The sequence below is a fragment of the Paenibacillus sp. FSL H3-0469 genome (genome assembly GCF_038051945.1).
Classification (GTDB): domain Bacteria; phylum Bacillota; class Bacilli; order Paenibacillales; family Paenibacillaceae; genus Paenibacillus_AQ.
The window spans coordinates 6,066,670-6,087,802 of sequence record NZ_CP150302.1 but is presented as its reverse complement, the minus strand read 5'-3'; the positions used below and the strand labels follow the sequence as shown (position 1 = coordinate 6,087,802).

Genomic DNA, 21,133 nt, shown 5'->3' with positions numbered 1-21,133 from the left:
CCGTCATCATTTCCTGAACATTACGAACAAAAGGGAGCCTCACGGCTCCCTCAAGTACTTGCTATTCCGCCACAGTTCCCCGGCGGCTCAATAAAAGCCGATGCTGGACGAAGCATCCTTCATCCATTCCCGTTTGCGGCCCTTGTCCAGCTCGCCGCGCATGCCGCGCACAAGGAGCTCCACATCCGCCGTGCCGTTCTCATGCCATTCCAGTGCAGCACTGACATACAGCTCGCCGAGCTGAGTCAGGGAGAAATCCCCGGTCAGGCGCGCAGCGGCAGCCGTGCCTTCCTCACCTGCGAAGGCGGAGAAGCCGCGCAGCTGCAGATATTCAAGGCGCAACGCCTCGCTTGGCATTTTGATCTCATAGGCCCGGTCGAAGCGCCCGGCGCGGTTCATGAGACCCGGGTCGATTTTATCCGGGTAATTAGTCGTGCCGATCAGGAAGATTCCTTCCTTGGAGGTCGCCCCGTCCAGCGTGTTGAGGAAGAAGGAGCGGACCTCCTGCGGCATGGAGTCAATATCCTCAATCACCAGTACCATCGGCGCCAGCCGCGCCGCAGCCTCGAACACCTCATTCACCGATTCGCTGCTCGTATACTCCGTAATCTGCCAATAGAGCACTGGCCCCGGCACGCTTCCGGCAATGGATTTGACCAGAGTGGTCTTGCCGTTGCCCGGATGCCCGTAGAGCAGAATCCCCCGCTTGTACGGGATATCGTAGGTGACATAGAAGCTGCGGTCGCTATCGAAGAACTGGTCGAGCGAGCGGTAGATCTCTTTTTTGATACCGGCATCCAAAATCACCTCTTCACGCCTAACCGCACGCGTAATCGGCTCATCCTCACGGGAAATCCCGTTGCGCCGGTCAGTGAACACCGTCACCTTGTTGATATTCTGCTCCCGCTGACGCTTGCGCACATTGCCAAGGAAGAACTGCAATTGCTGATCTGATGCGGCAAACACATAATCCTGAAAGTTAATCCCGTTCTCCTGAAACACCGGAACCCGCGCCAGCGCAATGCCCATCGCCGGATAAGCGAGCACATTATTACGGACCGACAGATGGATATGATACTCCGGCTGCTCCTTCTCATCATCGAACACGAAGGTCCGGTCCTCCAGCCGGTCAAAAATCCGCGCTACATGCTCCACACCGGCATTCCCGCTCTGCACATCGTTCTCCAGCAGCTTCCAGTACTCACTGTTGGGATCATCACTGGCATACAGCTCATAACGGACACCGTACCGGGTATAGAGAGCTTCAAGGATGCCGTCCACCAGACGGGCGTAAACATCGTAGCCTTTGATAATTCCGGCTCTTTCTTCATCATATTCATAGATTACAGCCGGTTTCTTGTTCTCCTGCTCCATCCTTATTTCGTCCCCTTTATCGCTGCGAGCGGCTTGCATTTGGCCACCACGGCAGCCAGGCCGGCGCCCGTAACGCTTTCTATGATCTCATCTACATTCTTATAGGCTTGGGGAGATTCGTCAATAATAGATTCCAGGGAATGCTGGTTCACGACAATCTCATCTTCCGTCCCCACCTTCATCGACCGGGAGAACTCCTGGACACTCACCAGCCGCTTGGTGGCCGAGCGGGAGCGGATACGTCCTGCACCGTGGCAGATGGAATAATAATTCTCTTCCCCGCCGGTCTGGCCGACCATGATATAGGATGAGGTGCCCATCGAGCCGGGAATCAGCGCCGGATGTCCAGTCGCTGCATATGGGCGCGGATTATCCGCATGCTCCGCAGGCAGAGCGCGGGTGGCTCCTTTGCGGTGGACGAACTTGCTGCCTGAGGAAGTTTTCTCTTCCCAGGCGTAATTGTGCATCAGATCGTAAAGGGTACGCAGCTCGCACTTCGTGCCGAAGACGTCCCGGAAGCCCTCACGGACTCCATAAGCGATCAGGTGGCGGTTCACCACCGCATAGTTCAGTGCTGAGTACATCAGATTAACATAGCGCTGAGCCTGCGGGTGTGCCAGAGGCGCAAAAATCAGACGCGGGTCGGCGCTGCCCAGCCCCAGCTGGCCCATGACCTTGGCGAACGCCGGAGTGCAGAACTGATTGACCATACCGCCCCAGGCCCGTGAGCCGGAGTGGATCATCACGGCAATCTGTCCGTCCTTCAGCCCCCAGGCTTCGGCTACTTCCCGCTGCTCCTCTGCGATCTCAATCGCCTGAATCTCCACGAAATGGTTGCCCCCGCCAAGGGTTCCGAGCTGGCGGTGTCCCCGGTGCCAAGCCATGTCCGGCAGCTCATTCAGAATCTCTTCATCGAAGCCGAGCTTGCTGATCTCCACGTGGGACAGCGCACTTGATTTCTTCGGCGTGTAGCTGTCCGGGATATATTTGTTCGGCAGGCCGTGCAGGCCCTTGCGTACGATATTCTCCAGCCGGATATCACTGTAGTGGCCACGCTGCTGGGCCTCCATCGGCAGATATTTCTCAATGGCGCGGACCAGCTTGCGGCGCAGCTTCACTTCACGCAGATCATCCATATGCAGGTTGGTCAGATGCACGCGCATCCCGCAGCCGATATCGCTGCCCACAATGGACGGCGACACATAGCCTGATCCGGAATCCCAGACTGCGGTTGTACCGATGCAGGTTCCGACGCCTACATGCACATCCGGGGTATAGCTCATATATTCGATGCCGGGTATCTGCAGATTATTGTTAGCCATCTCCAGGACCTTGTAATCCAGCGTGCCGAATAATTGCTCACTGGCGTAGATTTTGAGGTCGCCGCCCGGAAGGGCCACCTCATGTTTATAGCGGGAAATTTCCTCCGCTTGTTGCTTCATGCTGTTCATATCTATTTTCATTTCCTCTCAGGTTGGGTTTCTGGTTTGGTTCCATAGGGGTTATGCAGATTTCGAGTTTCCAGGTACACAAAAAAGAGCCGCAGACCAGTTCTGATCATGCGGCTCCCGGCGCGCTAAGTGCAGCTTCCCGTTGAAGCTTGCACCCGTTCAAAGCACACCCGTATTCAGTTCAGACATCAGCAGCAATACCCTGCGCATTATGTCTTCCGGACGAAGGCGATGAGATCAGATCGTACATATGCGGTTGTCAGGTGATCCTGCTGTCTGTTCCGTTCATTTGTTCCAATCATGACCCGTCAGCCTCCCTTCTCTAAATGATAAACCCAATAATATATGGCCTTGCAGCAGATTGTCAACCCTTATTCTGGTAAAGAATTATTTTACTTAAATTTGGACCAGTCCTGATTACTGTTCTCCAGCAGGTGGCCGAAATCGTTTTCCAGCCGCTTCTGCTCCGCCTTCCGCTTATCCTCCGCTGCCTTTAGGACAGCCTCCTTCTTGTCCCGCTCCTCTGCTTTGAGCGCATCGGACTGCGCCTTTAGCTTCTCCAGCACCTCGCCGCTGAGCATATCCTTCAAGGTTGCCGGAGCATCCGTTGCCGCAGGGCGCGGGGCCGGTGTATTCTTCTTCTTTTTTGCCATGGGAATCATCCTTTCATGCATCTATAATCCTTCAAATTTGTTTTAGGTACAGGGAAATTCGTTTATAATGTACAGTAAGAGGTGAGCCTAATGAAATCCACAGAGTTATGTCCAAGATTACAAAAAAGCATGGATATTATCGGCAGACGCTGGACGGGCTTAATCATCTATCAGCTGCTCCAGGGGCCCCAGCGCTTCGGGGAAATCGAGTCTTCGCTGCCTGTCAGCGGCAGACTGCTGTCTGAACGGCTGAAGGAGCTGGAGCAGGAAGGCATCGTGCTGCGCGAGGTGTTCCCGGAGACCCCCGTCCGCATCCAGTATTCGCTTACAGGCAAAGGCCGGGCGCTGGAATCCGTCATCCGCGATCTTCAGGTCTGGTCGGAATCATGGATTACGGAAGAGGAATGCCGTTCCGCCTTCAGCGCTCCTCCTCAACCCCAATAAAGGCCTGTCTATTTATACATTTACAGCTTGCGGCCAATGATGACCAGATCGCGCGGGATGCCGTCAAGCACCGCGACTCCAGGCAGCAGCCCCCATTCCTTGAAGCCGAACTTCCGCAGCAGTCCGAGGCTGGGCTCATTATGGCCGAATACGAACCCGACCAGATTCTGCAGCCCAAGGCGCGGACATTCCTCCACTGCCTTGGCGAGCAGAATGCTTCCTGCACCGCTGCCGCGGAATTTCTCATTTACATAGACGCTAATCTCTGCTGTTCCATTATAAGCCGGACGTCCGTAGAATGACTGGAAGCTGAACCAGGCTGCGATCTCGCTGCCCTGTCTCAGTACCCACAGCGGCCGGTGATGGCTGCTATGCTCATGGAACCATCCCACCCGCTCTTCCACGCTAACCGGTTCAAGATCCGCAGTTACCACTCTTCCGGCAACCGTCGAATTATAGATCTCCACAATCGCTCCCAAATCCTCAATTCGTGCATCCTCTATGGTATAAGCCTGCCATTCCATGCTCTATTTCCTCCTAATTGTGGTATAAGCATACGTACAGTAATTATACTCCAAGCCGGTCTTATTACGCAGCAGCTCTACTCAAGCCCCGTCTGCTCCAGACTCCACTTCCATAATCTTGCGGCTGCTTGTGTATCTTCCGCCCGTGGCGTCAGTTCCTTGATCTTGCGGCGGTAATAATATTGCCCGCTTACCCCGTCCAGCTCCGGCGCAGTTGCCAGATAGATGGCTGTATCCGCCCCCTGCTCTGGAGTGAGGAAGAAGTAGGACATCAGCTTCAGAACCCGGCGTCCGAAGCCCGTCTCCCGGTTCACGCCGATGCTCGTTCCTACTGCACCCGGATGCAGGCTGTTCACCGTCACCTGCGTTCCCTTCAAGCGTTCCGCCAGCTCGCGGGTGAACAGAATATTCGCCAGCTTGGAGCGGCCGTATGCCTTGGCCGGATTGAAGCCGCGCGACAACGTATGATCCTCAAGATAGAGCTTGCCGATCTTATAGGCACCCGAGGCTACCACTACAATCCGCCCCTGCTCTGCGGCCTTGAGCCGCTCCAGCAGCAGATGGGTCAGCAGGAAATGACCCAGATGATTCACGCCCAGATCCAGCTCGTAGCCATCCGCTGTCAGCTCACGCTTCAGTGCTACCACCCCTGCATTATTGATCAGAACATCCAGTACCGGATATTCGGCAGTGAACTCCCCGGCAAAAGCGCGAATGCTATCGAAGGAAGCCAGATCGCACAGCATCAGCCGGATCTGGCTGGAGCCGCTCTGCCGCACTGCTTCGGCAAGTGCCTCTTCTCCCCGCTTAAGGCTGCGGCAGGCCATAATGACAGTTGCTCCCCTGCGGGCCATTTCTACGGTTGTGGCCAGCCCCATCCCGGAGTTCGCACCGGTGATCAGCACGGTTTTGCCTTGCATGGACATTCTCCCCTTCCTCGCCGGCCGGCACAGCTTAAGCACTGGCCTAGCCTTACTCCATATCCGAGTATATGCGCTAAGCTCATGTTACATCATTTCAGAGGGTTAACATAGTCAAAGACCCGCCAATTCTTCACTTCCAGTCCGGACGCAGCGCAATCAGCTGATCATCCTGCTCCTGCGGGTCGCCTCTGCCGTCGCGGTTGTTGGTCATCAGGTACAGTGTGCCATCCGGCCCTTCCGCCACTTTGCGGATTCGCCCGTACTTGTCCTTGAACAGGCTGGTCATTGAAGGCGCTCCGCCCGCAGGCGGCAGCGAGACCCTTAGAAGCTGCTGTCCCGCCAGACTGGCAACCAGCAGCTCACCGGCCCAAGGTCCCTGCGTAATGAAGGTCATTCCTGACGGAGCCCAGGTCTCCTTCCCGCTGTGAACCAGCGGAGTCACAAGTTCAGGCTGGCTGGCTTCAGTCTCATCGCCTTCGATCAGCGGCCAGCCATAATTGGCTCCGGCCTCGATGAGATTCAGCTCATCGTGACTGGACTGGCCATGCTCGGAGCTGTAGAGCGCCCCGCTCTCCGGCTGCCAGGCCAGACCCTGGGCATTGCGGTGGCCCATGCTATAGACCGGCGATCCGGGCCACGGGTTGTCTTCGGGGATGGAGCCGCGGGGCGTAATCCGCAGGATTTTGCCGCCCAGGCTATTATTGTCCTGCGCCAGCTCCGGCTCATAGCGGTCACCTGTGGTGATGTACAAATTCCCGTCCGGACCGATCTTGATCCGCCCGCCGTTATGATTGGTGTCCCCCGGTATATGATCCAGCAGAACCCCGCTGATCTCTGCTGCGCTGCTTCCAATCTGAAGCTGCAATACCCGGTTGGCCGTTTCTCCCTCTTCGGTGCGGTAGGTGTGATAGACATAAGCCCGTCCGTTCTGCTCAAAATCAGCATCAAGCGCAAGGCCCAAGAGCCCGCCTTCTCCCTTGCTGACCAAAGGATCAGAGAGCTTCAGGAGCGGAGCATCGCGCAGCTTGCCGTTCTCTATGACACGCAGGCTGCCGGTGCGCTCTGTAATGAAAATCCGTCCGTCCGGCGCAAATGCCATCTCCCAGGGAACCTCCAGCCCGCTGGCCAGCGTCTCTGCAGTATAGGGGAAACCCGGGGAGGCACCCGGAGCTTCGTCTGGCTGAGCGTTAGCCGGCGGACGGCCTTCTTCTCCATTGCCCTGCAGCTTATCCTCCTGTGCAGCGGAGCTGCAGGCTGACAGCAAAGTCATCAGCAAGACCAGTGTTACACGTAGCAGAATTGCACGAGAGAGCAACCTAATTTTTGATCCAGTCATATCCCTAACCTCCTTCAGGTATTATCAGATCCTGATTGTGGCAACTATTACCCTATGCTTCTATTCCTCAAACGACTGAGGCTACAGTGATAACGGGAGGTGCAGCATCCATTTTTATGAATTATAATGGAAACATTGCTGTTCAAGCGTGTAGATGAAAGGGGAACTATTGAAATGAATGCAGCTCTGCAACAACTGGAGCAGGACATGACAGCCGCAAGCCTGGATGCCCTGCTCGTAACCGATCCTAAGCATGTGTACTATTTGACGGGCTTTGCCAGCAACCCGCATGAACGTTTTCTCGGCCTGCTGCTGATCCGGGGCGAAGAACCGGTGCTGATCGTTCCGGCGCTGGATGCCGAAGCCGCGCATGCCGCCTCCTCGGTGAAGACGATTCTGACACACAACGACACGGACAACCCTTACGCTCTGCTGAAGTCACGCTTCGGCAGTGTTAATCCGGGCAGTATCGGCATTGAGAAGGAACACTTCTCCGTCAGCCGGTATGAGCTCCTCGCAGAAGCGGTCGCCGCCGGTTCCTACCAGGATATCGGCCATTTGCTCCGGGCGATGCGCGCGGTCAAGACCCCGGAGGAAGTACGTATCATGAAGCATGCCGCCGAGCTGGTGGAGGAGGTTCTCCGCCAAGGCCTGGCACATGTCAAAGCCGGAGTCAGCGAGATTGAACTGGTAGCGGAGCTGGAGTATCTGATGAAAAAAGTCGGCGCCTCCGGCCCCTCCTTCGATACGATGGTGCTGTCCGGCCCGAATACGGCCCTTCCGCACGGTGTACCAGGCGAACGCCTGATTCAGCCGGGCGACCTGCTAATGTTCGACCTCGGTGTGTATGCCGGAGGCTACGCTTCCGATATCACCCGCACCTTCGCGGTGGGAGAAACGGACAGCAGACTGCGTGATATATATAGTGCTGTGCTTGCCGCCAATGAAGCAGGCATTGCCGCCGCCGTAGCCGGAGCGTCCTTCGGTTCTGTCGACAAGGCCGCACGTGATGTGATTGAAGCCGCAGGTTACGGGGAGTACTTCATGCACCGTGTCGGACACGGACTGGGCATGGACACCCATGAGTCCCCTTCGCTGCACGGGCTGAATACGGATATTATCCAGAACGGCAACGTCTTCACCGTAGAGCCGGGAATTTATGTGCCGGGTCTCGGCGGTGTGCGCATTGAAGATGATGTGCTGGTCACCGCCGAAGGTCCGCAGACGCTGACCAGCTTTCCCAAAGAATGGACAGTGCTTAACCTGTAATTCTGCTGAGCGTTCAGGAAGCTTCAAGTTAGCGCGCGAGTCCGCCATACATCACGGCACACAAAAGCCCCAGACTCCCGGATCTCCGGGGGCTGGGGCTTTAATCGTCGGGAGGCTTACTCCCGGATAACAGGCTTCTGCTCATCTTCGGCGAATTTGAAGGAACGGCCCAGATACAGCACCGGTGTGCCGGCGGCCGTGAGGATGAACTTGGACAGGTAGGTGGTCAGCAGAATCTCGGTCCACACCTTCATGTCATAGGTTCCGGCAAAAGCAATCGTACAGAAGATCAGCGTATCGACAAAGGAGCTGATCATCGTGCTGCCATTCGAGCGGATCCATAGCTGCTTAGAGCTGCCGTAATACTTCCGGATCCAGGCGTAGAGCCGTACATCCAGGAACTGGCTGATAAAATAAGCGGTCAGACTGCCCAGCGCCAGTCTCGGCATCAGGCCGAATATCGTCTGCAGCGCGGATTGGGCAATGTCCGTCTCCTGCGGCTTGAACACCAGCACCATCTGCATAATGACGGTCGTCATCAGCAGCGTGAAGAAGCCGAACCACACAGCACTCCGCGCTTCAGCCCGCCCGTACCGCTCATTGAGCAGGTCACTGGTCATATAGAGCGTGACATACATCGTATTACCCAGCGTCATCACGATATCGAACGGCATTGCAATGGTCTTGGCCACCTGGATATTAGCGACTACGGTCGCCATGCCGACCCAGGCGTAGAGCCCTTTTTTACCGAATAAGCGGTAGCACAGCAGAAAAAACACAAAATTAACGACAACGAAACAAACGCCCCACAACAAGTTAAACATAATGCCTGGTATTCCTCCTAGTTTTGGTTACGCGGGATGGTTACGAACCGCGGATCACAGTGGTTAAGAAACAAAACATAATTACTCTATCACATACAAAGCTAACATGCTATGAAATTTTAAATTTTCAGAAAAGCAGCAATTCCTTGCTTCTTTTTGCCGAAATAGTGATAGAGTCGTTAAATATTCAGGATTTTCTGAAAATAATGCAGCATATAGCAATTTTTCACTATTCAACCGGAGGTTAATTCTATAGAATATGGAGATTAAGATGCATTTCACGTAAAAAGGAGCGAATGCCATGTTTGGCTTCAAAAAATCAATTAGCCGCAAGTTTACGCTGTTGCTGTTCGTCGTTCTGCTACTCACTTCTCTTACGTTGAGTATCAGCTTCTACCTTATATCTATCGGGACCATTAACAGCTATGTCATTCCGCAGATCGACAAGTCTCTGAGTGCCGCCGCCCAGGATGCCTATAAGAACCTGAATGCAACCAGTGCGCAGCAGACCCTGAACAAAAATGAGCAGGCCAGGACCAATGTCGAATTCTACCTGGAGGATAAGCGTAAAAAGCTGGATGTGGATACTATCTTCCTCATCAATCTGAAGGATGGCCAGGCCACTGTCCTGACCGCAGATCATGGTGCCAAGCTCAAACCGGATGAAGTAATAGAAGTATCTCCTGCCATGGAGCAAGCCTCCAAAGGAAAAAATGGACTTAGTGAGATGTATAGTGATAGCCATGGTATACATAAAAGTGCCTATGTCGGCGTTCCCGGAACGACCATGATTGTAGCTGCAAGCGCAGATATGGACTTCGTCAAAGACAAGATGAGCAGCATCCTGTGGACAAGCGCAGGAATTACCCTGCTGGCACTGCTGGTAGGGGTCACTGCCGCAGGCTTCATGAGCCGCAGAATTACCCGCCCGATCACTAAGCTTGCTGCCTACAGCAACAAGCTGGCAAGCGGCGACTTCACCGAAGCGCTGACCCTGGGGGGTACGGATGAAGTCGGACAGCTCTCCGAGAGCTTCCGCATCATGAGTGAACGTCTGAAGGAGATGATCGGACATGTGCTGGATACCTCCGGGACCGTAGTGGCTGATTCCAATGATCTGAAGACGCGTGTCCAGATCCTTAATGAGATGGCTGAACATTCAGCGGCCTCTGTGGAGGAGATCGGCAAGGGCAGCACCATGATTGCCAGCAGCGCGATGGATAATTCCCGCGCGATGGATGAGATCAATATGGGCATCCAGCATATTGCCTCCGCCGCCGGTGAGGTCACCGAGCAGATCAGCGAGGCTTCCACCGAAGCCCAGAGCGGCAACGATATTGCCCAGAGTGCAGTGGAGCAGATGCGCCAGGTAGAGCAGGCCTCCGTACAATCGCTGGAGCAGTTCCGCCTGATGAACGAACGCTCGCTGATGATTGGTGAGGTCGTGCAAGGGATTACCGAGATTACCAAGCAGATTCAGATGCTGTCGCTGAATGCTTCCATTGAAGCCGCACGTGCCGGGGAACATGGCCGCGGATTCGCTGTCGTTGCCGGGGAAGTGCGCAAGCTCTCCGAGCAGTCCAAGGAATCCAATGAACAGATCCGCGAATTCCTGCTGAGTCTGCAGCAGGATATGAACCAGTCCGTATCCGAAATGAACCATGTCAACGCTGAGGTGGCTTCCGGGATGAATAAGGTGACCGAAGCCGGCAATGCCTTCAACCACCTGCTGATCCTCATTCAGAGCATCAATCACAGCATCCAGTCCGTCTCTGCCGCCACTCAGCAGATCTCGGCAGGCACCGAGGAAGTCAGTGCCTCTGTAGAAGAAACGGCGCAGATTACCGCCAAATCGCAGCAGAACGCAGACACACTTGCCGACAACTCGGCCCGCCAGCATGAGGAGCTGGAGGGCCACGCCCAGACTGTGGAGCATCTGTACCAGCAGGCCGTGAAGCTGCAGAAGGCTGCTCAGCAGTTTAAGATTTGAGGGTGCTGGAAGCTAATCAGTTAAACTAACTAATAGAAAAAGCAGTTCCCGAGGCGACGCGGCCTTTGGAACTGCTTTTTTTATGAAAAGTGACGGTTGTTGCTCAGTGCCTTGGCGCCCATAAAATGACAGATACCCCGATGACGCAGATGCCGGCTCCGATCCAATCGTAGAGATCCGGTGTCTTGCGGTCCACCAGCCAGCCCCACAGGACAGCCAGCACGACGAATACTCCGCCATAAGCGGCGTATACCCGGCCAAACGAAGGGAACTTCTGCAGGGTCGGGATTATACCATAGGCGATTAGGATAACCGAGCCTGCCAACCCATACCATAACGGGCGCGATTCCCGCAGCCAGAGCCAGACGAGATACCCGCCGCCGATCTCAGCGAGACCAGCTACGACAAATAGCAGCACGGCAAGCAGCATCGCTATTCTCCCCCTCCCGGCAGACCCATAATTGCATATACGGCAGCCATATTCAAATGGGACTCTACGGCATCTGCCAGCCGGTCGAATTCCTGCTCACGGAGTGCAGCAGCCGAGAAAGTAGCGGTCAGTGGTGCCAATCCCTTGGAAATGCGCAGTCCGTTCAGCCAGCTCCGGCGCAGAGCATCATTATGGAACAGCCCATGCAGATAACTGCCCCAAACTCTGCCGTCCCGTGTCCCCCAGCCCTCTTGCACTGCCTGCCCTTCCGGTCCGCCCAGTGTAAACAGACTAAGAACCGAAGACGGATCGTGGTTCGTGGTTGTTCCCATATGTATCTCATAACCGGCAACAGGCAATGCTTCCGGTGTTACGCCCGTGGCTGCGTCGCCTAAGCAGAGAGGGTGATCCGCAGCCAGCCTGCCGCTCACCCGCACCGTAGTCTTGTGCTGGAGAAAAGCTGTGGAGAGCGGCAGATAGCCCAGCCCCTCGCTCTCCCCCGGCTCCGCACTCTCTACGGCATGGGGATCAAGCAGCTTCAAGCCCAGCATCTGATACCCGCCGCAGATTCCGGCAAGCTGCCGTGTTCCCCGCTCCAGCGCACGCTCGATTGCAGCCGGGAACCCCTGCTCGCGCAGATATTGCAGGTCAGCAGCGGTGTTCTTGGTGCCCGGCAGGATAATGACATCCGGTGTTCCAAGCTCATCTGCCGACTGCACATAACGTACGGCAGCATCCGGCTCCTCCTCCAGCGGATCGAAGTCGGTGAAGTTGGAGATCCGCGGATAGCGGATGACCGCGATATCTAGCTCCTTCGCGGACTCCTCCCGCTGGCGGCCGGACGTTCCTTCCAGTACTACGGAATCCTCCGCCTCAATCCGCAGCTGCGGCAGGAACGGCAGCACCCCGAGTACCGGGATGCCTGTGCGCTCCTCCAGCCAGTCCAGTCCGGGCTGCAGCAGGGAGACATCCCCGCGGAATTTATTGATGATGAAGCCCTTAACCCGGGCGCGTTCATGCGGCTCCAGCAGCTCCAGTGTACCGACAATGAAGGCGAAGACCCCGCCCCGGTCAATGTCGGCGACCAGCAGCACAGGCGAATCCGCCCATCCGGCCAGATTCATATTGACGATATCCCGGCTCTTGAGATTGATCTCTGCCGGACTGCCCGCGCCTTCCATCAGCACGATATCATAGGCCTCCCGCAGCCGTCCGAGCGCATCCATTACAGTGTCCTTAGCTTCGGGAAGGAACTTCTCGCGGTATTCCCTCGCGCTGAGCGCGGCATGCGGCACCCCGTGCACGACAATCTGCGCACTCATCTCACCGGAAGGCTTCAGCAGAATCGGATTCATATCGCTGGTAGCCGTAATGCCAAAGGCTTCCGCCTGCATCCCCTGGGCACGGCCGATTTCCTTGCCGTCCGCTGTGACATAGGAATTCAGCGCCATATTCTGCGACTTGAACGGTGCGGTCCGGTAGCCGTCCCGGGTCATAATCCGCCCGATGGCGGCGGTGACCAGGCTCTTGCCGACATCGGAGGCCGTCCCCTGGATCATCAGCACAGCGCCGGACCGCCGTTGACCGGCTTCCGCTGCCCGGGCTGCACCTGTGTGTGCGGCTGTATCTTCCATGTTCATCTTCCTCGCTTTCTTGCTGCTGCCGGCGCTTGGCGGCGGCAGCTGTTGGTTGCCGGGTGGTGCGGTGTATGGTGTAGGGCTCGCGCAGCTGGACGGCGCGGTCGGTTCTTGCGCCGGGCAAAACGGTGCACATGGGCTGGACGGCGCGGTCAGTTCTTGCGCCGGACGAAGCGGTGCACCTGGGCTGGACGGCGCAACGAGGACCACTGGTACAGCACCTGCTATCGTGTTCGGTTTTCCGCATACATAGGGCCCCTTACCTTCGCGCCAGCACATTGTGTTCGGATTTCCGCATACATTTAGGCCCCGTACACCTCTACCTACACATTGTATGTTGTTTTCAACATACATTCGAGTCACAAACACCCATACCTGCAAATTGTATGTTGTTTTCAGCATACATTCGAGCCACAAACACCCCTACCTGCAAATTGTATGTTGTTTTTCGCATACATTCGAGCCACACACACCCCTACCTGCAGATTGTATGTTGTTTTTCGCATACATTTGTCCCAGTGACTTCACTTCTAGTCCTTCAAGCTTCATCATGCCTACCCGCTAGTGTAAATCAGATTATGCATTAGTAATCATCTGACCTATACTTGTGAGCACCGCTTTAACTTATCGCTGGCCGAGAGTTCACCGTGCCCCGGTTAGGGTGCAGGGGGGCTTAATTGCAGTTTGTACAACTAAATCGCCTGGTCTGCCGCCGAATCTCCGTTTAGCTGTATTTCGTGCAATTAAATCTCTACTATATCTGGATTTTCGCCCATTCAGACATATTTAGTTGTACAGACTACAGTTACAAGAAGAAAGCATGCCGTTTCAATGTTTTTAGTTGCACAGAATACATGTATCACTGATTGTTCGCTACGGGCGCGGCGCGAAGCGGCGCATAAATACTGTGTAGGTACGGCGCACAATTCAGACGGACGCGGATGCGGGCAGTTGCCGCGCGGCCCGCTAAGGCAGGTTGTGCTGAGCCAGTACCAGCACAAGCAGGACCACCGTCTCCAGCAGCTCGCCCAGCGCGCCGTAGACGTCGCCGGTGAGCCCGCCGAGCCGGCTGTTGATCCGCCGCGCCGCGAGCCTGCCGCAGGCCGCCGCAGCCAGCGGAGCCAGGATGGCCGCAGCCGCCAGCAGCGGCCAGGCCCCGCTGCCCGCGCCCAGCGCCAGAGGCGCGGCGGCAGCGGCCAGCGTCAGCAGTGCGGCGCTAAGACCCGCGCGCCGCTCCTGCCGGGTAGGCAGCCCGCCGAAGGTGGCGGCCAGCCCTTCATTGCCGCGGGCCAGGGGATAGCGGGCCATCGCCCGCACCATGTACCAGCGGCCCCAGACCGGCGGCAGCAGGAGCAGCGGCAGCAGGCTGAAGCTGCCGCCTTCGAGCCATGCCGCCAGCAGCGAGGCCTTTAGCAGCAGGAGCAGCACGCAGGCCAGCACGCCCATAGCGCCAACACGGCTGTCCTTCATGATCTCCAGCATCCGCTCCCTGGAGCGATAGCTGAGCAGCGCATCGGCGCTGTCCATCCAGCCGTCCAGGTGAAGACCGCCCGTCAGCCCTACCCACAGGATGAGGGTGACGACAGCGGCAGGCCAGGCGGGCAGCAGCCAGCCTGCTGCGGCGGCGCAGAGTGCGGTGCTAAGGCCGATGGCTGCCCCGACGAGCGGATAATAGGCCACGCTCGCGCGCAGCAGCTCCGGCGAGAAGTCTCCCTTGGTGCGGACCGGAAACCGCGTCAGGAACTGAAACGCAGCCGCGGCATTTCCCCGCGCACTCACAGGAGATACTCCCGGCTTCTCAGCTCAATCGGGATTCCGGCAGTCACGAGAAAGACCTGCCCGCACCGGGAAGCCAGCCTGGCGTTCATTCTTCCGGCCAGATCACGGTACAGCCGCCCCAGCGCATATTCCGGCACAATGCCGTCGCCCACTTCATTCGTAACCAGAATCAGCGTGCCCTCGAAGCCCGAGACGGTTTGCTCCAGTTCCGCAATTGCAGCCTCTACCAATTCCTTCCTGCCGCTCTTCTCCTCCACAGCCAGCAGCTGATTCGACAGCCAGAGCGTCAGGCAGTCCACCAGCACAGTCTGGCCGCTGCCGGAGAGCTGCTCCAGCAGCGCTGCGAGCTTAAGCGGCTCCTCCAACGTCTCCCACTGGAAGCCGTCCGCCTGCCGCTGTTGCCGGTGCAATGCAATCCGCGCCTCCATCTCCGCATCAAAAGCCTGTCCGGTTGCCACATAGACCGCCCGCTGCGAGTCAGCCAGCTTGCGAGTCAGACGCTCGGCGAAGCCGCTTTTACCGCTGCGTGCCCCGCCCGTGACCAGAATGCTCATACGCTCTCCGAGCCGGAGACGCCCGCACTCTCGAAGGTCGCCATCTCACGCATAATCCGGCAGACCGCTTCGATGAAATGAAGACATAGCGCCCCCCCGGTGCCTTCGCCCAGCCGCAGGCCCATATCAATCAGCGCTTCCAGACCGAGGCGGTCCAGCATCAGCTTATGCCCCTGCTCACCAGAGACATGGGAAGCGATCATATAAGCTGTAGATTCCGGCGCCAGTGCCCGGGCAATCAGGGCTGCCGCCCCCGAGATGAAGCCGTCCAGAATGACCGGAATCCGCAGGGCTGCCGCTCCGAGAATCAGCCCGGCCAGCCCGGCAATCTCAAGCCCCCCGACCTTGGCGAGCACATCAACCGGATCAGCGGGGTCGGGGTTATTTACCTGGAGGGCACGTTCAATTACCGAGATTTTGTGCTGGAGCCGCTCATCGTTAATGCCTGTCCCGCGTCCTGCCGCCGTCTCTGCCGGAATACCTTCAAGTGCACACAAGACCGCCGCACTGGCTGTCGTATTCCCGATGCCCATCTCCCCGGTAATAAAAATCTCCGTGCCGTTCTTCACCGCCTCCTGCGCCACATGAACTCCGGCCAGAATCGCGCGCAGCGCATCCTCCCGGCTCATCGCCGGACCTGCTGCCATATTGTCTGTGCCCCGGCGGACCTTGCGGTTAATCAGCTGCGGGTGGTCGATGTCGCCGTTGATCCCGATATCCACGAATTGTACCTCAGCACCGCCTTGACGGGCCAAAACATTCACAGCTGCCCCGCCACTTAGGAAGTTATAGGCCATCTGCATGGTCACCTCCTGCGGAAAAGCACTGACCCCTTCACAGCAGACCCCATGGTCTGCGGCCATAACCACTACCGTTCGTTTGCTGTAGCAGGGCTGCTCTACTTTGGAGATTCCGGCCAGCCGTACAGCCAGCGCCTCCAGCCGCCCGAGGCTTCCGGGCGGCTTGGTCAGACTGTTCAGGCGGAGCACCGCGCGGAGTGTAGCTTTTTCGTCAGGCGGAGCAATCCGTCCGGTTACGTCTTGAATGGCTGAGATCATTAATAATGCCTCCTATTAGTTAGTGCGAAAGCGGACTCCCGTTGCAAGAATACATCTGTGTCTGCTGATCAGATCACGTTGAAATTGTTTAACATTCATTGAAGCTTAAATTTGCAAGTATTGCAGGCGATGCCGCTCATTAGCAAAAGAAGAGTCTAAGTCTGCCTGTATTAGAAGGATAAATTTAGTCAAATACTGCTGTAGAGTTGGTGCATTGTATAAACATACTGTGTAAAAGTTGCAAGGTGCGGGGGTGGCGGAATGGTGCAAGGTGTGGTAGGTCAAGTTAGCTAAAATCAGGTGCACTAATGCCCCTCATTTAACCATCGAGCCTCATTTTACCGAAATCAAGTGCACTAATGCTCCTCATTCAACCGCTTACCCCCATTCCGCCAGAATCAAGTGCACTAATGCCCCTCATTCGACCGTCAAGCCTCGTTTCGCCGAAATCGGGTGCACTAATACCCCTCATTTAACCTCCTAGCCCCGTTTCGCCGAAATCAGGTGCACTTGTGCCTCACAGCACTGTAGAATCAAAGGATTTTCTCCCTCTCACCTCATTCACCCGCTTACTTCCACCACAACCAAAGGGATTTCTCACTCTTATTCCTCCCACCAGCCTACATCCTGCCACAATTACATAGTTTACAGCCAACAGCGTCTCTGCCAGCCGGCCTCCGTCCTTCAGTACCAGCTTTCCCCTACTGCAACCCAAAAGCCCCCTCCATATGAAGAAGGGGGCTTCCTGATCCGGCGACGGGCCGGAGTGCTGTTACAATCTCCCTATTTCTTCCTGTTAGGATTATAGGGGATATGAAATCAACTTACAATTAGATTTTTAACTCTCATGAAGCCTTCCAGCCGTTCCAGCGCTTCGGTCAGTTTCGCCGTAGAAGCGGCGTAGGAGCAGCGGATGTATCCTTCCCCTCCAGTTCCGAACACATGACCCGGCACCACGGCAACCCCTGCCTCCTGCAGCAGGCGCATGGCGAACTCTTCTGACCCGAGCCCGGTGCGGCTGATCGAAGCGAAAGCATAGAAGGCCCCCTGCGGCATATGGCAGGACAATCCGGCGGCCCGCAGGCCCTCCACGATCAGCGAGCGGCGTTCTTTGAAGCATGCTTTCATCCGCTCCATATCCGGGAGCGCACTGCGCAGCGCTTCGACCGCAGCAATCTGCCCCGGCAGCGGTGCGCACATGGCAGTGTATTGATGAATCTTCAGCATGGCCGAGAGCAGCTCGCGGTTCCCGCAGGCATAGCCTACCCGCCAGCCCGTCATGGCAAAAGCCTTCGAGAACCCGCTGATCACCACCGTCCGCTCCTGCATCCCGGGCAGGGAAGCGATGCTCACATGCTTGCTGTCGTAAGTCAGCTCGGCATAGATCTCATCGGAAATAACGATCAAGCCATGCTCCTTCACCACTTCAGCAACCGGCAGCCAGTCCTCGTAAGTCATAACCGCTCCCGTAGGATTGCTTGGAAAATTCACCATCAGCAGCTTGGAACGTGAAGTAATCGCTCGACGCAAGGCTGCTGCTGTAAGCTTGAAGCCTTCCTCCGCCGTTGTCTCCACCGGTGCCAGTGTCCCGCCGTTCAGATGGGCAATAGGCGCGTAGGCGACATAACCCGGAGAAGGAATCAGAATCTCATCCCCGGGAGCCATGAAAGCCCGCAGTGCCAGATCCAACGCTTCACTGCTCCCCACCGTAACCAGAATTTCATCCGCAGGATCATAACGCAATCCGAAGCCCGCCTCCAAATAGCCGGAAATTTCTTCCCGCAGCTCCGGCAGTCCGCTGTTAGAGGTGTACCCGGTCTCCCCGCGGTCGAGCGCACGGATGCAAGCAGCTCTTACCTGCTCGGGTGTTGCGAAGTCCGGCTCGCCTACTCCCAGCGAGATAATATCGTTGTTACCCGCAGCCAGATCAAAAAAGGCCCGGATTCCCGAAGGCGGAATCTCCTGTAAACGCGGATTGATGAGTTGGCTGTGAACAGGGCTGCTACTTCTATTTTCAGGCAAGTCAACCTTATTCCTTCTCATAGTGCTCATAGCTTGACACCTCCAGATTCTACAGGCTGGGCTTGAGACGCTTGGGGGACATGATTGGTATTATGGGTATGATTGGAATAAGCGGCTTCCTGCGTTACCTTGACTTGCCACTTCGGCTCCATTCCTGACTCCACAGCCGTCCGCGCTCCCTCGTCAAATGTGCCTTGCAGCCCCCCGCGCTCACGCAGCGATCCGGTAATGATCTCTTCCAGCAGGCTGCTGAAGTCCATCCCGGCTGCCGCTGCACTCTGGGGTAACAGGCTGGTTGCCGTCATTCCTGGCAATGTATTCACCTCCAGCACATAAGGAATACCATCCTTCAGCAGCATATCCACCCGTGCATACACTGCGCATTTGAGCGACCGGTAGCAGGTTAACGCCGCCGTCCGCACCTGTTCCTGCAACGCATCCGGCAGCCGTATAATCCGCTCCTCTGCTCCGCCCTGCTCGTATTTGGCCTCATAATCGAACCAGTCTGCACCCAGCGATTGAATCCCGATGACCGGCAGCATCTCTCCCCCCAGGATGGAGCAGGTAATCTCCTGTCCCTGGATGTAGTGTTCAATCAGCACCGCGCCTCCATCCGCACTGGCAAAAGCTTTGTCAACCGCCACCCGCAGCTCCTGCGGATGATTCACCTTAGTCATGCCGATGCTGGACCCGCCGGAATTCGGCTTCACCATCACCGGATAGACGAGCCGTTCCACGGCTTCCGGGGCATAGTCATCCATGCTGTCCCAGCACAGCCAGTCGGGTGTGGGGAGGCTTTTGCTGCGGATGATCGTCTTGGCCAGCCCTTTATCCATACACAAGCTGCTTGCGAGCACCCCGCTCCCGGAATACGGAATTCCGAGCGTCTCCAGTGCTCCCTGCACCGTCCCATCTTCCCCATAGGCCCCATGCAGAGCGAGCAGAGCGAAGTCCAGTCCGGCCGTCCCTTCCAGCAGCTCTTTACGCGAGGTAATGTGTACCGGGATTCCTGTGTATTTTGCCGGATCAAGCGCCTTAAGCATCTCCCTGCCGGTCTTCAGCGACACCTCATATTCGGACGATATTCCGCCCATAATCACACCTACTCTTAGCATATCCGCACCTCATTCTCCCATGATTTGCCGTGCTGTCTTCCCGATGATTGCAATACCCCTCACGATATCCTCATCCGCTACCCTGGAGAAGCCCAGCCGCAGCGTGTTCTGCCCTGCACCGTCTGTGAAAAAGATGTCTCCCGCCGTAAAAATAACTCCCCGCGCGTGACAAGCCGCCAGCAATTCCCTTGTGTTGAAGCCCTCCGCGAACGTTACGAACAGATGCAGCCCCCCATCACCCGACAAGGAGGCATAGGGTATATGCTCCTTACAGCAGGCCAGGGTTAGCTCGTATTTGCGTTTATACTCCAGCCGGGCTTTTTTGAGATATTTCTCCAGGTTGCCGCCCAGCAGATATTGATACAGAATGGACTGGTCGAGCGTCGAGGTATGAATGGTCCGCGCCCGCTTCACACTCTCCAGATAATAGATCAGCTCCTGATCCGCCAGCACCCAGCCCACCCTCAGCCCGGGGAACAGGACTTTGGAAAAGCTGCCGAGATACACCACGCCGTTCCCGCCGCCCGCCGCCGCAATTAACGGAGCCACATGGGCGCCGGAATAGCGCAGCTCCTCATTGAACCCGTCCTCAATCACCGGCACGTTGTAGTCCTGCATCAGCTTCATTAGCCCTTGTCTTTTCTCGGGGGACATGACGATGCCGGTGGGATTATGGTAGGAGGGAACCAGATAAGCACAGTCATACGGCCGCGCCTCCAGCGCCTGCTTCAGCTCCCCGAGGTGGATGCCGTCCCGCTCCATCGTGACCCCGTGAATTCCGAAGCCGTGCAGCTTCAGATTCTTGATCGCCGTATGATGCGTCGGATTCTCGCAGACCACTGCGCCATGCCGCTTGCCGAGAGCCGACAGCACCAGGTCGAAGCCTTCCGTGAACCCGTTCGTAATCAGCATATCCTTGCCGCGCAGATCCACGCCTTTATGCTCCATATATTGCTTGAGATAGTCTATTAACGGCTTATAGCCTTTGGCATATCCATAATTCAGCAGAACGTTGCCCTCTACGGACATACGCTCCAGGAACGCTCTGCGGACATGATCCAGCTCGAAGAGACGCTCATCCGGGGCGATGCTGGTAAAAGAAATCGTGCCCTTCTCCGCGCGTATCCCCCGCTTCATAATGTCCAGCTCCTCTGCAAGCAGCGCCTGCCCGCTAAGCCGTTCCTTCCAGTCCAACGTCCATGGGGCGGCTTCCGCACCGTTCTGAGCTGCCGCGCCTTGTGCGACGTAGCTGCCCTGGCCTTGTACGGTGTAGGCGAAGCCGTCATCCTCCAGCCCTTCATAAGCCGAGATCACCGAGTTCCGGCTGACCTTCAGCAAGGTGCTCAGCTCACGTGTGGAGGGCAGCTTCTGCCCGCCCTGGAGCGCGCTTTTGATGATGAGATGCTTCATGTAATCCTTCACCTGGATCGATACCGGACGCCCGGCAATGAGCTTGAAATCCTTAAACATCCTGCGATCGCCTCCATAGCTATCATGGCACAGACTTTGCCGTAAAAAAAGAACCACCGCCCCGGGATTTTCTGCCGGACGTGGTTCTGTGGGGGATGAGGGGCTGGAATGTGGAGCTAATATTGCTTATACATGCGTCTTCTCAGCATGCCGGTAATGGGGAATACCTGATGCGGGCGGATACGGACGGATACGGGCGGGTTGTGATTATCGGGTAGTCTCGGGTATTGCCCGGGCACTAATTGAGCGCTCCCTGAGGGTTCTATTGTATTTTGTACAA

The 21,133-nt window shown here is 56.6% G+C and carries 18 protein-coding genes; 3 read left to right on the top strand and 15 right to left on the bottom strand.

Features of this window, described 5'->3' with window-relative positions; translation table 11 throughout:
* Nucleotides 1-87: 87 nt before the first annotated feature.
* The 3 genes from NSS83_RS26675 to NSS83_RS26665 form a co-directional block, all read right to left on the bottom strand.
* The gene (locus NSS83_RS26675) at nucleotides 88-1,374 is read right to left on the bottom strand and encodes an AAA family ATPase (RefSeq protein ID WP_341187429.1); all 1,287 of its coding nucleotides are present in this window, start codon (nucleotides 1,372-1,374) and stop codon (nucleotides 88-90) included.
* A gap of 2 nt (nucleotides 1,375-1,376) precedes the next feature.
* Nucleotides 1,377-2,825 carry an RtcB family protein gene (locus NSS83_RS26670; RefSeq protein WP_341346868.1) on the bottom strand — a complete coding sequence of 483 codons (1,449 nt, stop codon included), beginning with the start codon at nucleotides 2,823-2,825 and terminating at the stop codon, nucleotides 1,377-1,379.
* Nucleotides 2,826-3,217: 392 nt separating this feature from the next.
* Nucleotides 3,218-3,478 (bottom strand): YqkE family protein, encoded by a 261-nt coding sequence (locus NSS83_RS26665; RefSeq protein ID WP_036727612.1) that lies wholly within the window; start codon nucleotides 3,476-3,478, stop codon nucleotides 3,218-3,220.
* 90 nt (nucleotides 3,479-3,568) lie between these two features.
* Between NSS83_RS26665 and NSS83_RS26660 the strand changes: the two genes are divergently transcribed.
* Entirely contained in the window at nucleotides 3,569-3,922 is a 354-nt protein-coding gene (locus tag NSS83_RS26660) for a helix-turn-helix domain-containing protein (RefSeq protein WP_036727611.1), read from the top strand.
* 20 nt (nucleotides 3,923-3,942) lie between these two features.
* On the opposite strand, the gene NSS83_RS26655 is transcribed toward NSS83_RS26660, so the two are convergent.
* From NSS83_RS26655 to NSS83_RS26645, 3 genes are all read right to left on the bottom strand, one after another.
* Complete coding sequence (locus NSS83_RS26655) at nucleotides 3,943-4,446, bottom strand: N-acetyltransferase family protein (RefSeq protein ID WP_341187427.1); 504 nt, start codon at nucleotides 4,444-4,446, stop codon at nucleotides 3,943-3,945.
* 77 nt (nucleotides 4,447-4,523) lie between these two features.
* Nucleotides 4,524-5,366, bottom strand: a complete 843-nt coding sequence (locus NSS83_RS26650; protein WP_341187426.1) for an SDR family oxidoreductase — start codon at nucleotides 5,364-5,366, stop codon at nucleotides 4,524-4,526.
* 133 nt (nucleotides 5,367-5,499) lie between these two features.
* The gene (locus NSS83_RS26645) at nucleotides 5,500-6,705 is read right to left on the bottom strand and encodes a PQQ-dependent sugar dehydrogenase (protein WP_341346867.1); all 1,206 of its coding nucleotides are present in this window, start codon (nucleotides 6,703-6,705) and stop codon (nucleotides 5,500-5,502) included.
* 174 nt (nucleotides 6,706-6,879) lie between these two features.
* On the opposite strand from NSS83_RS26645, the gene NSS83_RS26640 reads away from it, so the two are divergent.
* Entirely contained in the window at nucleotides 6,880-7,974 is a 1,095-nt protein-coding gene (locus tag NSS83_RS26640) for a Xaa-Pro peptidase family protein (RefSeq protein WP_341346866.1), read from the top strand.
* A gap of 116 nt (nucleotides 7,975-8,090) precedes the next feature.
* On the opposite strand, the gene NSS83_RS26635 is transcribed toward NSS83_RS26640, so the two are convergent.
* Nucleotides 8,091-8,798: a queuosine precursor transporter gene (locus NSS83_RS26635; RefSeq protein WP_341187424.1), complete on the bottom strand. Its 708-nt coding sequence runs from the start codon at nucleotides 8,796-8,798 to the stop codon at nucleotides 8,091-8,093.
* Nucleotides 8,799-9,099: 301 nt separating this feature from the next.
* Here NSS83_RS26635 and NSS83_RS26630 point away from each other — a divergent pair, with 301 nt between their 5' ends.
* On the top strand, nucleotides 9,100-10,788 hold the full coding sequence (locus tag NSS83_RS26630; protein WP_341187423.1) for a methyl-accepting chemotaxis protein: 1,689 nt from the start codon (nucleotides 9,100-9,102) through the stop codon (nucleotides 10,786-10,788).
* Between the two features lie 103 nt (nucleotides 10,789-10,891).
* On the opposite strand, the gene NSS83_RS26625 is transcribed toward NSS83_RS26630, so the two are convergent.
* From NSS83_RS26625 to NSS83_RS26590, 8 genes are all read right to left on the bottom strand, one after another.
* A complete protein-coding gene (locus NSS83_RS26625; RefSeq protein ID WP_341187422.1) occupies nucleotides 10,892-11,218 on the bottom strand; it encodes a YnfA family protein in 327 nt (108 codons plus the stop codon).
* A 2-nt stretch (nucleotides 11,219-11,220) separates the two neighbouring features.
* Nucleotides 11,221-12,777 carry a cobyric acid synthase gene (locus tag NSS83_RS26620; protein ID WP_341188083.1) on the bottom strand — a complete coding sequence of 519 codons (1,557 nt, stop codon included), beginning with the start codon at nucleotides 12,775-12,777 and terminating at the stop codon, nucleotides 11,221-11,223.
* A 1,044-nt stretch (nucleotides 12,778-13,821) separates the two neighbouring features.
* Entirely contained in the window at nucleotides 13,822-14,634 is an 813-nt protein-coding gene (gene cobS / locus NSS83_RS26615) for an adenosylcobinamide-GDP ribazoletransferase (RefSeq protein ID WP_341187420.1), read from the bottom strand.
* Entirely contained in the window at nucleotides 14,631-15,188 is a 558-nt protein-coding gene (gene cobU, locus NSS83_RS26610) for a bifunctional adenosylcobinamide kinase/adenosylcobinamide-phosphate guanylyltransferase (RefSeq protein WP_341187419.1), read from the bottom strand. The genes cobS and cobU overlap by 4 nt, the downstream gene beginning before the upstream one ends.
* Complete coding sequence (gene cobT / locus NSS83_RS26605) at nucleotides 15,185-16,246, bottom strand: nicotinate-nucleotide--dimethylbenzimidazole phosphoribosyltransferase (RefSeq protein WP_341187418.1); 1,062 nt, start codon at nucleotides 16,244-16,246, stop codon at nucleotides 15,185-15,187. The genes cobU and cobT overlap by 4 nt, the downstream gene beginning before the upstream one ends.
* Nucleotides 16,247-17,065: 819 nt before the next feature.
* On the bottom strand, nucleotides 17,066-18,289 hold the full coding sequence (locus NSS83_RS26600; RefSeq protein WP_341188082.1) for an aminotransferase class I/II-fold pyridoxal phosphate-dependent enzyme: 1,224 nt from the start codon (nucleotides 18,287-18,289) through the stop codon (nucleotides 17,066-17,068).
* Nucleotides 18,290-18,294: 5 nt separating this feature from the next.
* Nucleotides 18,295-19,383, bottom strand: a complete 1,089-nt coding sequence (locus NSS83_RS26595; protein ID WP_341187417.1) for a D-alanine--D-alanine ligase — start codon at nucleotides 19,381-19,383, stop codon at nucleotides 18,295-18,297.
* A gap of 9 nt (nucleotides 19,384-19,392) precedes the next feature.
* Nucleotides 19,393-20,853 (bottom strand): PLP-dependent aminotransferase family protein, encoded by a 1,461-nt coding sequence (locus tag NSS83_RS26590; RefSeq protein ID WP_341187416.1) that lies wholly within the window; start codon nucleotides 20,851-20,853, stop codon nucleotides 19,393-19,395.
* Nucleotides 20,854-21,133: the final 280 nt, after the last annotated feature.

Coding starts and splice junctions, on each gene's coding strand:
- NSS83_RS26625 (WP_341187422.1), bottom strand. CDS start 11,218: ATGCTGCTTGCCGTGCTGCTATTTGTCGTAGCTGGTCTCGCTGAGATC.
- cobT (WP_341187418.1), bottom strand. CDS start 16,246: ATGATCTCAGCCATTCAAGACGTAACCGGACGGATTGCTCCGCCTGAC.
- cobU (WP_341187419.1), bottom strand. CDS start 15,188: ATGAGCATTCTGGTCACGGGCGGGGCACGCAGCGGTAAAAGCGGCTTC.
- NSS83_RS26600 (WP_341188082.1), bottom strand. CDS start 18,289: ATGAGAAGGAATAAGGTTGACTTGCCTGAAAATAGAAGTAGCAGCCCT.
- NSS83_RS26590 (WP_341187416.1), bottom strand. CDS start 20,853: ATGTTTAAGGATTTCAAGCTCATTGCCGGGCGTCCGGTATCGATCCAG.
- NSS83_RS26655 (WP_341187427.1), bottom strand. CDS start 4,446: ATGGAATGGCAGGCTTATACCATAGAGGATGCACGAATTGAGGATTTG.
- NSS83_RS26620 (WP_341188083.1), bottom strand. CDS start 12,777: ATGATCCAGGGGACGGCCTCCGATGTCGGCAAGAGCCTGGTCACCGCC.
- NSS83_RS26630 (WP_341187423.1), top strand. CDS start 9,100: ATGTTTGGCTTCAAAAAATCAATTAGCCGCAAGTTTACGCTGTTGCTG.
- NSS83_RS26675 (WP_341187429.1), bottom strand. CDS start 1,374: ATGGAGCAGGAGAACAAGAAACCGGCTGTAATCTATGAATATGATGAA.
- NSS83_RS26660 (WP_036727611.1), top strand. CDS start 3,569: ATGAAATCCACAGAGTTATGTCCAAGATTACAAAAAAGCATGGATATT.
- NSS83_RS26645 (WP_341346867.1), bottom strand. CDS start 6,705: ATGACTGGATCAAAAATTAGGTTGCTCTCTCGTGCAATTCTGCTACGT.
- NSS83_RS26595 (WP_341187417.1), bottom strand. CDS start 19,383: ATGCTAAGAGTAGGTGTGATTATGGGCGGAATATCGTCCGAATATGAG.
- NSS83_RS26670 (WP_341346868.1), bottom strand. CDS start 2,825: ATGAACAGCATGAAGCAACAAGCGGAGGAAATTTCCCGCTATAAACAT.
- NSS83_RS26640 (WP_341346866.1), top strand. CDS start 6,880: ATGAATGCAGCTCTGCAACAACTGGAGCAGGACATGACAGCCGCAAGC.
- NSS83_RS26665 (WP_036727612.1), bottom strand. CDS start 3,478: ATGGCAAAAAAGAAGAAGAATACACCGGCCCCGCGCCCTGCGGCAACG.
- NSS83_RS26650 (WP_341187426.1), bottom strand. CDS start 5,366: ATGCAAGGCAAAACCGTGCTGATCACCGGTGCGAACTCCGGGATGGGG.
- NSS83_RS26635 (WP_341187424.1), bottom strand. CDS start 8,798: ATGTTTAACTTGTTGTGGGGCGTTTGTTTCGTTGTCGTTAATTTTGTG.